Raw genomic sequence first — 12,289 nt, 5'->3', positions numbered from 1 at the left:
CCGAGTGACTGGATTCGAACCAGCGGCCTCTTGAACCCCATTCAAGCGCGATACCAAACTTCGCCACACCCGGATATTCACTTTTACCATTCGCTGACAACTTTATATCCCTCATAAAAGAAGTTGACAGTCCATTCTGCCAACTTCTTTTATGAGTTTGGTCCGAGTGACTGGATTCGAACCAGCGGCCTCTTGAACCCCATTCAAGCGCGATACCAAACTTCGCCACACCCGGATATCTCATATTGTTGTCGCTTCAGGCGACTTTGATATGATAGCACAGCTGCCCAGATTATGCAAGTGTTTTTTCGAAGTTTTTCAAAATTTTCTTTTCGTCCGTTCTATCCTCCGGCTCTCGGCCCTGCAATACACCCGTATACTAAAAGACATATGTATATTATCTTGACATTTGCAGGGTTGCATGGTATAGTGCCTCCACCTCGCGGGGCTCTTTTTCGGCCCTGTCTGTATAGATAACCTTCACATTATAATAATATGTTGTTTAAAAGGAGGCATTGCCATGCGGAACCAGCCAACTGAGGAGCCCAAAGAGGACCTGCGGCAGCGCAGAACCAAAAAGCTCCTCACCGAGGCTCTCCTGGCTCTGATGGAGGAGCGTCCCTTCAGCGAGATCTCCGTGGTGGACATCTGCCAGCGGGCCATGATCCACCGCACCACCTTTTACGCCCACTTTGAGGACAAATACGCCCTCCTCCGCTATGCTGTGGCCCGGCTCTACCGGGCCTTTGAGCCCACTGCCGAGGACCTGCGCGCCAACCCCCGGAGCTACCTCCTCTCCGTGTTTCAGAACGCCCTCTCCTTTGTGCGGGCCCACAAGGGCCTGTACCGCTCCGCCGTGTCCAGCGGGAGCATGGACATTCAGACCCTTGAGGATCTGGTGGCCGAACAGCTCCTCTCCCGCCTCCCCGCTGATGAGGCCCATCCCGCTCGGGCAGAGATAACCGCCCACTTCTACGCCGGCGGCATTCTCTCCCTTGTCCGGTGGTGGATAGAGCGGGATACCAATCTCTCTGAGGAGGCCTTACTCCAGCAGATGGACCAGGCGGGGCTGTTCCCCGAACTCTCTTCCCAGAAAGGCTGATCTTCTTATGTCCAGCGAGAAAAAAACCGTCAGTACCATGGATAAAATCGCGGGCTTCATTGTCGACAAGCGAAAGGCCTTCTATCTGGTCTTTCTGGCGGCAGTGATCTTCTGCGGCGCATCCATCAACAAGGTGGTCATCAACAGCGACATCACCTCCTACCTCCCTGCCGACACGGAGACCCGCCGGGGCCTCACCCTGATGGATGAGGAGTTCACCACCCTGGCCTCCGCCAACGTGATGGTCTCCAACATCACCTACGACCATGCCTGTCAGCTCTCCGACCAGCTGTCCCGGATCGAAGGCGTGGACTCCGTCACCTTTGACGACAGCGAGGACCACTACAGGGACGCCTCCGCCCTCTTCAACGTCAGCTTTGACGGCGAGGACGGCACCCCCGCCGTCACCCAGGCCACCCAGGCGGTCCAGGACGCCCTGGCGGGCTACGACAGCTACATCACCACCAGCGCCGGACAGTACGACTCCGCCACCCTGATGAAGGAGATGAGCTACATCCTGCTCATCGCGGCGGTGGTCATTGTGGCGGTGCTGCTCTTCACCTCCAAGAGCTACCTGGAGGTGGTGGTGTTCCTGATCGTATTCGTGGTCTCCGCCATTCTGAACATGGGCACCAACTACTGGTTCGGCTCCATCTCCTTTATCACCAACGCCATCGCCGTGGTGCTCCAGCTGGCTCTGGCCATCGACTACGCCATCATCTTCTGTCACCGGTACATGGAGGAGCGGGACAACGGCCTGAGCGCCCGGGACGCCGACGTGACCGCCCTGTCCAAGGCCATTGTGGAGATCTCCTCCTCCAGCCTGACCACCATCTCCGGCCTGGTGGCCCTGATGCTGATGCAGCTGAGAATCGGCCTGGACATGGGACTGGTGCTCTCCAAGGGCATTATCTGCTCCATGCTCACCGTGTTCCTGCTGATGCCCGGCCTGCTGATGCTCTTCAACCGGGGCATCGAGCGCACCCGGCACAAGAACTTCGTGCCCCGCATCTCTCTGTGGGGCAAGGCCGTGGTCAAGACCCGGTTCGTGCTCCCCGTTATCTTCGCCGTGATCGTGGTATGCGGCATTTACTGCTCCAACCGCTGCGACTACGTCTTCTCCACCAACTCCACCAACTCGGGCAACAAGCCCGCCTACCGCATCGCCATGGATAAGATGGACGAGACTTTCGGCTACAACAATACCATCGCCGTGCTGGTCCCCCGGGGAGACTACGACAGGGAGGGCGCGGTGCTCCGCCGGATCCAGGCCCTGCCCGGGGTCAAGAGCGCCCTGGGCCTGGCCAACATCGAGGTGGAGGAGGGCCGGATGCTCACCGACAAGACCAGTCCCCGCCAGTTCGCCGAGCTGGCCGGGGTGGACATCGAGCTGGCCCGGCTGCTCTACCAGGCCTACGGCCTGAGCGTGGAGGAGTACGGCGCCATCTTCCAGGACCCGGACAGCTACTCCGTGCCCCTGCTGGACGTGTTCCAGTTCCTGCTGGAGCAGAAGGACAAGGGCGTGGTCAATCTCAGCGGCGACCAGGCCGCCAAGGTGGAGGAGCTCCAGGACACCCTGGACGCCGGACTCAGCCAGCTCCAGGGCGAGCACTGGAGCCGGCTGGTGTTCACCGCCGACCTGCCCGAGGAGAGCGAGGAGACCTACGCCCTTCTGGACCAGATGCGCTCCATCGCCGCCGAGTACTACGGGGATAACGTGGTGCTGGTAGGCAACTCCACCAACGCCCGGGATCTGTCCGACTCCTTCTCCGGCGACAATATGAAGATCAGCGTGTTCACCGTGCTGTTCGTCATGGTCATCCTGCTCTTCACCTTTAAATCCGCCGGACTGCCCGTCCTGCTGGTGCTCACCATCCAGGGCTCCATCTGGATCAACTTCTCCTTCCCCTACCTGACCCACACCAACCTGTTCTTCCTGTCCTACCTGATCGTCAGCGCCATCCAGATGGGCGCCACCATCGACTACGCCATCGTCATCACCAACCGCTACCTGGAGCTCAAGCAGTTCATGGGACGGCGGGAGGCGGTGATCGAATCCCTCAACCAGAGCTTCCCCACCGTGTTCACCTCGGGCACCATCATGACGGTGGCCGGGTTCCTCATCGGCAAGCTCTCCACCGACTCCATCATCAGCTCCATCGGCACCACCCTGGGCCGGGGTACCCTGACCTCCATCATCCTGGTCATGACCGTGCTGCCCCAGTTCCTGCTGCTGGGCGACGCCCTCATCGAGCGCACCGCCATCACCCTGACCCGCAACCGGAAGCAGCGCTTCAACAACGGCGTGGTCCGGCTGGACGGCCACATCCGGGGCCACGTGTCCGGCTTTGTGGACGGCGAGATCAAGGGCGTCATCCGGGGCAGCGTGGACGCGCTGATCGAGAGCAAATACCAGGAAAGAGAGGTGTACGACGATGAGACGGAACACCAGTAAACGCATCGGGGCCCTGGCCGCCGCTCTGGCGCTGTGCCTGGGACTGCTGTCCCCCGCCGTACCGACCGCCCGGGCCGCGGAAAACAGCCCCAAGACCCTCTACATCTCCACCGCCGCCGAGCTGGCCCTTCTGTCCAGAGACTGCACCCTGGACGCCTACTCCCGGAACCTGACCGTGGTGCTCACCGCGGACATCGACCTCTCCGGCGTTGATTTTGCCCCCATCCCTGTGTTCTGCGGCGATTTCAACGGTGCGGGGCACACTGTCAGTGGTTTTTCCTTTACAGCAAAAGGCTCGGACCAGGGCTTCATCCGCTACCTCCAGGCCGGGGCCGTGGTGCGGGACCTGACGGTGGAGGGCACCCTCACCCCCGGCGGCAGCAAGTCCGGGCTGGGCCTCATCGCCGGGGAAAACAGCGGCACCATCTCCGGCTGCACCGTCTCCGGTACTGTGACAGGCGACGAGGACGTGGGCGGTATTGCCGGCCGCAACACGGTCACCGGCCTGATCTCCGGCTGCGTCAGCCAGGCGGCGGTGACCGGTGAGCTGCACACCGGCGGCATCGCAGGCTCCAACCAGGGCGTCATCGACGCCTCTACCGGTCAGGGCCAGGTCAACACCGCCGCAAACGAGAACGCCATGGACACCGGCGGCATCGCCGGATACTCCTCCGGCACCATCACCGGCTGCACCAACCACGCCGACGTGGGCTACCAGCACACGGGGTACAACACCGGCGGCATCGCGGGCCGCCAGAAGGGCGTCATTGAGAACTGCCGGAACCACGGCGTGATCCAGGGCCGGAAGGACATCGGCGGCATTGTGGGCCAGTTCGAGCCGGACACCAATCTAATCTACGGAGAAGACCCCACCCAGGCCCTCTCCGACGCCCTGGGCGGACTGACGCCCCTCCTCTCCCAGCTGACCGCCCAGGTCTCCGGCGCGGGCAGCAGCATTACAGAGGAGGTCTCCGCCATCAACACCGCCCTGGGCTCCATCACCGACACCGCCCACACCAGCGGCACCCAGGGCGCCGACCACGCCAAGGCCGCCCTGGACACCATCTATCGGGAGGCCCAGAACATCAACAGCGCCCTGGACAACCTGATCGGAGAGGCGGACAGTTTCCGCGCCGACGCCCACAACGCCCTGACCGGCATGGACACCGCCCTCTCCGACCTGCGCAAGGCTGTGAACTCCGGCATTACCAGCGGGGACGACCAGCTGGACACCACCCAGAGCCTGCTCTCCTTCTATCTGGACGCCATCGAGCGGGACCTGTCCACCCTCCGAAAGGAGCTGGACAGCCTGTCCGCCTCCCTGGAAAAGCTGCGGCAGTTCCAGCAGCGGCTCAATGAGATATCTGCCGACAGCGCCATGGGCCCCATCGAAAAGCTGGCCGCCATCCATGATGCGGTGGCGCTGCTCAACGGCTTCGACCTGGCCTCCCCCATCTCCGGCATCAGCGGCGCGCTGGAGGACCTCTTCATCCAGGCGGGCTTCATCCGGGACAGACTGGAGCAGACCGAGGGCAGCCTCTCCGATCTGGGAGATCAGGTCTACAAGCAGGTCAACAAGGCCCTGGACGACCTGAAGACCGCCTCCACCACCCTGGAAAACAGGTTCAACGACTTCTCCGCCGGGGCTGCGGACCGCCTGTCCGCCGTCAACAGCGCGGTCAACGTCATTGAGGACACGCTGAGTGTGTGGTATGACCAGACCGACACCGGCGGCCGGGCCGCCTTTGACAGCATCGACGCCCAGCTGGACACCATCAACACCCATGTATCCGCTCTGAACGACCAGTTCTCCGCCTCCAACGCCTCCATCACCGCCACCACTAACGCCATCATCGCCCAACTGGACGCGGTGCGGCTGGCCGCCTCCGGCCTGAAGGAGACCCCCACCAAGACCGTTGACGACGTGTCCGACAGTGAGGAGGACAGCAGCGGCAGCGGACGGGTGGTCTCCTGCGGCAACGAGGCCGCCGTCAGCGGCGACGCCAATGTGGGCGGTATCGCGGGCATCATGGCCCTGGAGCTGGACCCGGACCCGGAGGAGGACCTGGATCTGGACGCCGGGAAGCTGCTGGTGGACACCACAGCGGTCATCCGGGCCACAGTGCTGGACTGCCGCAACGACGGCGCCGTCACTGCCAAGAATGACTGTGCAGGCGGCATCACGGGCCGGGGCGACCTGGGCGCGGTGCTGGACTGCCAGAGCTACGGCGCTGTGGAGACCACAGGCGGCAACCTGTGCGGCGGCATCGCGGGCCAGGCCCGCATCCCCGTCCGCCGGTGCTATGCCCTGTGCGATCTCACCGGCCACGACGACATGGGCGGCATCGTGGGTGCAGGCCGGGACGTGGAGGAGTGCCGCGCCATGGTGCGCATCGACAGCGACGGCGAGCGCACCGGCGCCATCGCCGGCGGTATTGACGGCACGGCCCGGGACAACTTCTTTGTCCGGGAGTCCCTGGGCGGCATCGACGGCGTGGACTATGAGGGCGAGGCCGTCTCCCTGCCCTATGAGGAATTCATCGCCCTGGAGGGCATGCCGGAGGAGTTCCACACCCTTCAGGTCACCTTTGAGGCCGACGGCCAGGTGCTCAAGACCATCACCGTGGAGTACGGCGGCAGCGTCAGCACCGGCCAGTTCCCGGCGCTGCCCGAGCGTGAGGGCTGCTCCGCCGCCTGGGAGGAGGCTAACACGGAAAACATCCTCCGCAGCACCGTCATCCACGCGGTGTACACCCCCCTGGTCTCCACCATCTCCACCGGAGAGGCCCAGCCCGTCCTGCTGGCCGAGGGCAGCTTTACCCCCGACGCGTCCATCACCGCCCAGAGCTGGACACCCGATACCGCCGTCCCCCAGGGCTATCAGGTGTCGGCCGGCTATGACTACCAGATCCAAGGCATCGCCGGCGACAGCGGCAGTCTCACCCTGCGGCTCCGCTGCGGCGAAAAGGACCGGGCAGCCATCCTTCAGGACGGCAGGCTGGTGCAGGTGGACGGCAGGCGGGACGGCAGCTATCTGGTGTTCTCCGCCCCCGCCTCCGCCCAGGTGGCGGTCCTCTCCCCCACCACCCCTGTGTCCCTCATCGTCTCCGGTGCGGCGGGAGGCGCGGCAGTCCTGTTGGTGCTCCTGCTGCTCCTGCTCAGACGGCGGGGCCGCAAAAAAACCGCTGCCCAGTCTGAAAACGCTACTTAATTCCTGTTTAAGTCCGCGGTGTCTCCTCCCAGACACCGCGGACTTTTTTAAAAAATTTTCGCTTCCCTCTTGACATTCCTATGCCCGCGAATATAATAATATATGAACAATAGCTCATTTGTTTTTAGGAGGGATTCCATGGACGAGCAAACCGCCATCGAGCGCTGCGACTATATCCACGCCCACGAGGACATCATCGCTAAGGTCAACGAGAACATGCCCGACGAGGAGATTCTCTACGACCTGGCTGAGCTCTTCAAAATCTTCGGCGACTCCACCCGCATCAAGATCCTCTACGTGCTCTTTGAGTCGGAGATGTGCGTGTGTGACATCGCCCAGCTGCTCAACATGACCCAGTCGGCCATCTCCCATCAGCTGCGGGCCCTGAAGCAGAGCAAACTGGTCAAGTACCGCCGGGAGGGCAAGACCGTGTTCTACTCCCTGGCCGACGACCACGTCCGCTCCATCCTGGACCAGGGCATGGAGCACGTGGCCGAGTGAGCCGCCTTCCCTGCCCACCCCTACCCCGATAACAACAGAGATTTGGAAAGGAGTTTTCCCCATGAAGAAGCGCTACAAAATGGTGGACCTGGACTGCGCCAACTGCGCCGCCAAAATGGAGGACGCCATCCGCAAAATCGACGGCGTCCACGATGCGTCCGTCAGCTTCCTCACCCAGAAGCTGACCATTGACGCCGACGAGAGCCGCCTGGACGACATCATGGCCCAGGTGGTCAAGACCTGCAAGCGGGTGGAGCCCGACTGTACCATTGTCCTCTGATTGATTACGGGTGGCGCCCGAATCCGCCCGGAGCCGGAAGCTCCGTCTCTCAGGAGGCACTATGAACAAGAAACAGAAGCGGATGCTCTTCCGCATCCTTCTCAGCGCGGCCCTGCTGCTGGCCGCGGTTCTCCTCCCCCTCGGCAATCTCCCCCTGCTGCGCCTGGCTGTATTCCTGGTCCCCTACGGGGTCATCGGCTGGGACGTGCTGTGGCGGGCCATCCGCAACATCGCCCACGGCCAGGTCTTTGACGAGAACTTCCTCATGGCCCTGGCCACGGTAGGCGCCTTCTTCACCGGCGAGTTCCCCGAGGCCGTGTTCGTCATGCTCTTCTACCAGGTGGGCGAGCTGTTCCAGAGCTGCGCCGTGGACAAGTCCCGCAAATCCATCTCCCAGCTGATGGACATCCGGCCCGACTACGCCAACGTGGAGCGGGACGGCCAGCTGGTCCAGGAGGACCCGGAGGACGTGGCCGTCGGCGACGTGATCGTCATCAAGCCCGGCGAGCGGGTGCCCCTGGACGGCGTGGTGCTGGAGGGCTCCTCCACCATCAATACCTCCGCCCTCACCGGCGAATCCCTTCCCCGGGACGCGGAGCCCGGCAGCGACGTCATCAGCGGCTGCGTCAACCTGACCGGCCTGCTGCGGGTACAGGTCACCAAGGCCTTTGAGGAGTCCACGGTGGCCAGGATCCTGGACCTGGTGGAGAACTCCAGCAGCAAGAAGGCCAAGGCCGAGCACTTCATCACCAAGTTTGCCCGGATCTACACCCCCGCCGTGGTCATCGGCGCGGCCCTGCTGGCCCTGCTCCTCCCCTTCCTCATCCATGTCACTTGGGCGGAGAGCATCCACCGGGCCCTTATCTTCCTGGTCATCTCCTGCCCCTGCGCCCTGGTCATCTCGGTGCCCCTCTCCTTCTTCGGCGGCATCGGCGGCGCGTCCCGGCAGGGCATCCTGGTCAAGGGCGGCAACTATCTGGAGGCCCTGGCCAACACCGAGGCCGTGGTCTTTGACAAGACCGGCACCCTGACCCAGGGCGTATTCAACGTCACCGCCATCCACCCCGACCAGTGCTCCGAGCGGCACCTGCTGGAGCTGGCCGCCCTGGCCGAGTCCTACTCCGACCACCCCATCTCCCGCTCCCTCCGGGAGGCCTGGGGCATGGAGCTGGACCGGAGCCGGGTATCCGGCGTGGAGGAGCGCTCGGGCAAGGGCGTGTGCGCCCAGGTGGACGGCGTGCCCGTCTGGGTGGGCAACGGCAAGCTGATGGACGAGATCGGCGTCACCTGGCACCCCTGCCACAAGGTGGGCACCACGGTCCACGTGGCCTCCCAGGGCGCCTATCTGGGCCATATCGTCATCTCCGACCAGGTGAAGCCGGACGCCGCCCAGGCCATCCGGGACCTGAAGGCCGCCGGAGTACGCAAGACCGTCATGCTCACCGGCGACACCGCCGCCGTGGGCGAGGCGGTGGCCGCCGAGCTGGGCCTGGACGAGGTCCACGCCCAGCTGCTCCCGGCAGACAAGGTGGACCGGGTGGAGGCCCTGCTGAAGGAGAAGAGCGCCAAGGGCACCCTGGCCTTTGTGGGCGACGGCATCAACGACGCCCCCGTCCTCTCCCGGGCCGACGTGGGCATCGCCATGGGCGCTCTGGGCTCCGACGCCGCCATCGAGGCCGCCGACGTGGTGCTCATGGACGACAAGCCCTCCAAGATCGCCGTGGCCATCCGCATCGCCCGCAGGACCCGCCGCATCGTGCTCCAGAACATCGTCTTCGCCCTGGCCGTCAAACTGCTGGTGCTTTTCCTGGGCGCCACCGGCGACGCCACCATGTGGGAGGCCGTCTTTGCCGACGTGGGCGTGTCCGTCATCGCCATCCTCAACGCCACAAGGGCGCTGAAGGTCAAATAACAAAAGTGGTCCCGCCGGAGCTTCCGGCGGGACCACTTTTTACATTACATATCAAAGGGAGGCATCTCCCGGCTCTGGGGGATGGCGTCCCCCTCAAAGGCCAGCTCGTCGGGGACGGGACCCGCGTCGGGGGCTGTGTCCACCATGCCCTGGCGGAACTGCATCTCCTGCCACTGCTCCTTGGTGATGAGCACCTGGCGGGGCTTGGAGCCCTCAAAGGGACCCACCACGCCCTTCTCCTCCATCTGGTCCACCAGACGGGCGGCACGGGAGTAGCCCAGCTTCAGGCGGCGCTGGAGCATGGACACGCTGGCCATGCCGGTCTCCACCACCACCTCGATGGCGGAGGGCAGCAGCTCGTCGTAGTCCCCGCCGGCGTCCTCGGAGGCGGAGCTTCCGCCCCCCTTGCCCTGCTTGTCCTTCTCCGCGGCGTGCTTCTCGATCTCGTGGATGATGGACTCGTCATACTCGGCGGAGCCGCTCTGCTTCTTGATGAAGTCCACCACTGCGGCCACCTCCTCGTCGGAGATGAGGCAGCCCTGGACCCGCTTGGGCTTTCCGGTGCCCAGGGGGAAGTAGAGCATGTCGCCCTTGCCCACCAGCTTCTCGGCACCGGTGGTGTCCAGGATGATGCGGGACTCCAGCGAGGAGGCCACGGCAAAGGCGATACGGCTGGGGATGTTGGCCTTCATCAGGCCGGTGATCACGTCGGCGGAGGGGCGCTGGGTGGCGATGATCAGGTGCATGCCGGCGGCACGGCCCATCTGGGCCACCCGGCAGATGGACTCCTCCACCTCCTTGGCCGCCACCAGCATCAGGTCGGCCAGCTCGTCGATAACCACCACGATCTGGGGCATCTTCTCCATGCCCTCGGTGCGGGCGGCGTGGGCGTTGTAGGACGCCAGGTCACGGACGCCCACCTCGGAGAAGGCCCGGTACCGCTTCATCATCTCCACCACCGCCCACTGGAGGGCGCCGGCGGCCTTCTTGGGGTCGGTGACCACCGGGATGAGCAGGTGGGGAATGCCGTTGTAGATGCCCAGCTCCACCATCTTGGGGTCCACCATGATGAGGCGCACCTCGTCGGGGGTGGCCTTGTAGAGCAGGGAGATGATGAGGGAGTTGGTGCACACCGACTTACCGGAGCCGGTGGTACCGGCGATGAGCAGGTGGGGCAGCTTGGCGATGTTGCCCACGATACAGTTGCCGCCGATGTCCTTGCCCACGGCAAAGGCCACCTTGGAGGGGTTGTCCCGGAACTCCCGGGAGCCGATGACCTCGTTGATGTACACCGGGGACACCAGCTTGTTGGGCACCTCGATGCCCACCATGGAGATCTTGTCGGGGATGGGGGCGATGCGCACGCCGGTGGCGCCCAGGGCCAGGGCGATGTCGTCGGACAGGTTGGTCAGCTTGTTGAGCCGGACGCCCTGGTCCAGCTCCAGCTCGTACCGGGTCACCGACGGGCCCCGGGTCACGTTAACGATGTTGGCGTCAATGCCGAAGGAGCGGATGGTATCGGACAGCCGGGCCTGGTTGGCCTTCAGCTCGCCGATGGCCTCGGCGCCCACGATGCTGTCCCCCTCCTTCAGCAGGGAGAGAGGCGGATACTGATAGGCGCCGCCGCTCTGGCCCAGGTTCTTCTCCACCTCCTGGGCCACCTCCGCGGCGGCCTGGGCGGTCTCCTTGCCCTTGGCCTTGGGTACGGCGGGCTCCCGCTCGATCTCCGGCATGGGAGGCACAGGGGCGGGGGCAACGGGGACGGGCTGGAAGGGCTCGGGCTGGCGCACAGCCGCCGGACTGACGGCGGGTTCCACAGGCTGAGGCTGGGGCTCCGGCTCCGGCTGGGAGAAGGGTGGCTCCTCCTCTGCCTCCGCCGCAGAGGCGGTGAGTACCTGGTCGGGGGTGGGCACAGAGGGACGGCGGTTGAAGAGGCCGCTCTTTCTGGGCTTTTCCTCCTCCGGGGGCTGCTCGGTCGTCTCCTGGGCCGCCGCCTCAGCGGGCGCTTCATCCACCGGGATGTCGATCACGGGACGCCTGCGCCCGGCGGCAGGGGGCTTCTCAGCCGCCACAGGAGCTGGGGCGGGCGCGGGACGCCGGCCACGGGGCCGGGGCTCGGGCAGCTCCTCTTCCTCGTACTCCGGGTGGGGACGGTTGCGGATGGCGTCCACAATGTCCACAACGGTCACGTTGCACACGGTCATCACCATCATGGCCCCGCACAGCACAAACACCACGCCGGCGCCGATCTTGCTGAACACGGCGGTGAAGCCCATGGCGATGATGCCGCTGAGCAGGCCGCCGCTGGACATGGCCTGTCCCTGAGTCCACAGGGTCTTGATCAGTGCGCCGTCCCACTGGTAGCTGCCCTTGGCCAGCATCAGGTGGAGCAGCGCGCCCACCAGCACCGGGAGGAGCATGGCGCACCACACCCGCAGCCGCACAGGCCGTCCCCGGTGGAACATCAACACCACGCTGGACACCAGCAGCATGGGGGGCACCAGCCAGAAGCCGTATCCGATCAATCCCTTGGCAAGGCCGCAGAAAAAGTCGATGAAGATGGCGTGGACATTGAAATACCCAAAGGCGGCAAAGATGGCCAGCAGAAAGCAGACCACCGCCCCCACTTCCCTGCGGATGGGCTTGGGCTGGCTGACCGCCTTCTTCCGGCCGGCGGAGGCGCTCTTCCCGGCGGCGCTTGTCCGCTTGCCGGAGGAGGACGCAGTGCGCTTTCCACCGGTGCTTTTCTTTTGTGCCGTGGCCATGGAGCGTCATTCCTTTCAGGAGAGTATGGTAATGCGTACTGAACAATGGCTGAATTCCATAAA

At 64.3% G+C, this 12,289-nt stretch carries 7 protein-coding genes and 2 tRNA genes; 6 read left to right on the top strand and 3 right to left on the bottom strand.

What is annotated here, in order from left to right; translation table 11 throughout:
• Both Q0K23_RS06925 and Q0K23_RS06920 read right to left on the bottom strand, forming a co-directional pair.
• A tRNA-Pro gene (locus tag Q0K23_RS06925) sits at window positions 1-73 on the bottom strand.
• 85 nt (window positions 74-158) lie between these two features.
• Window positions 159-235 (bottom strand) — tRNA-Pro (locus Q0K23_RS06920).
• Window positions 236-520: 285 nt separating this feature from the next.
• Between Q0K23_RS06920 and Q0K23_RS06915 the strand changes: the two genes are divergently transcribed.
• The 6 genes from Q0K23_RS06915 to Q0K23_RS06890 all read left to right on the top strand — a co-directional run bounded on the left by Q0K23_RS06915 (window position 521) and on the right by Q0K23_RS06890 (window position 9,461).
• Window positions 521-1,102, top strand: coding sequence for a TetR family transcriptional regulator (locus Q0K23_RS06915; protein WP_294519715.1), 582 nt, complete (start codon window positions 521-523; stop codon window positions 1,100-1,102).
• 7 nt (window positions 1,103-1,109) lie between these two features.
• Window positions 1,110-3,557: an RND family transporter gene (locus Q0K23_RS06910; RefSeq protein WP_294519713.1), complete on the top strand. Its 2,448-nt coding sequence runs from the start codon at window positions 1,110-1,112 to the stop codon at window positions 3,555-3,557.
• Window positions 3,538-6,768 (top strand): peptidase, encoded by a 3,231-nt coding sequence (locus Q0K23_RS06905; protein ID WP_294519710.1) that lies wholly within the window; start codon window positions 3,538-3,540, stop codon window positions 6,766-6,768. The genes Q0K23_RS06910 and Q0K23_RS06905 overlap by 20 nt, the downstream gene beginning before the upstream one ends.
• Before the next feature lie 138 nt (window positions 6,769-6,906).
• Window positions 6,907-7,269, top strand: coding sequence for a metalloregulator ArsR/SmtB family transcription factor (locus Q0K23_RS06900; RefSeq protein ID WP_294519708.1), 363 nt, complete (start codon window positions 6,907-6,909; stop codon window positions 7,267-7,269).
• A gap of 61 nt (window positions 7,270-7,330) precedes the next feature.
• Window positions 7,331-7,549 (top strand): cation transporter, encoded by a 219-nt coding sequence (locus tag Q0K23_RS06895; protein WP_294519706.1) that lies wholly within the window; start codon window positions 7,331-7,333, stop codon window positions 7,547-7,549.
• Between the two features lie 61 nt (window positions 7,550-7,610).
• Entirely contained in the window at window positions 7,611-9,461 is a 1,851-nt protein-coding gene (locus Q0K23_RS06890; protein WP_294519702.1) for a heavy metal translocating P-type ATPase, read from the top strand.
• A 44-nt stretch (window positions 9,462-9,505) separates the two neighbouring features.
• On the opposite strand, the gene Q0K23_RS06885 is transcribed toward Q0K23_RS06890, so the two are convergent.
• Complete coding sequence (locus Q0K23_RS06885; RefSeq protein ID WP_294519699.1) at window positions 9,506-12,226, bottom strand: DNA translocase FtsK; 2,721 nt, start codon at window positions 12,224-12,226, stop codon at window positions 9,506-9,508.
• Between the last annotated feature and the right edge of the window lie 63 nt (window positions 12,227-12,289).

The sequence above is a fragment of the uncultured Pseudoflavonifractor sp. genome, assembly GCF_944387275.1.
GTDB lineage: Bacteria > Bacillota > Clostridia > Oscillospirales > Oscillospiraceae > Pseudoflavonifractor > Pseudoflavonifractor intestinihominis.
The sequence above is the reverse complement of the archived record's forward strand: the minus strand, read 5'-3'. Positions and strand labels throughout refer to the sequence as shown.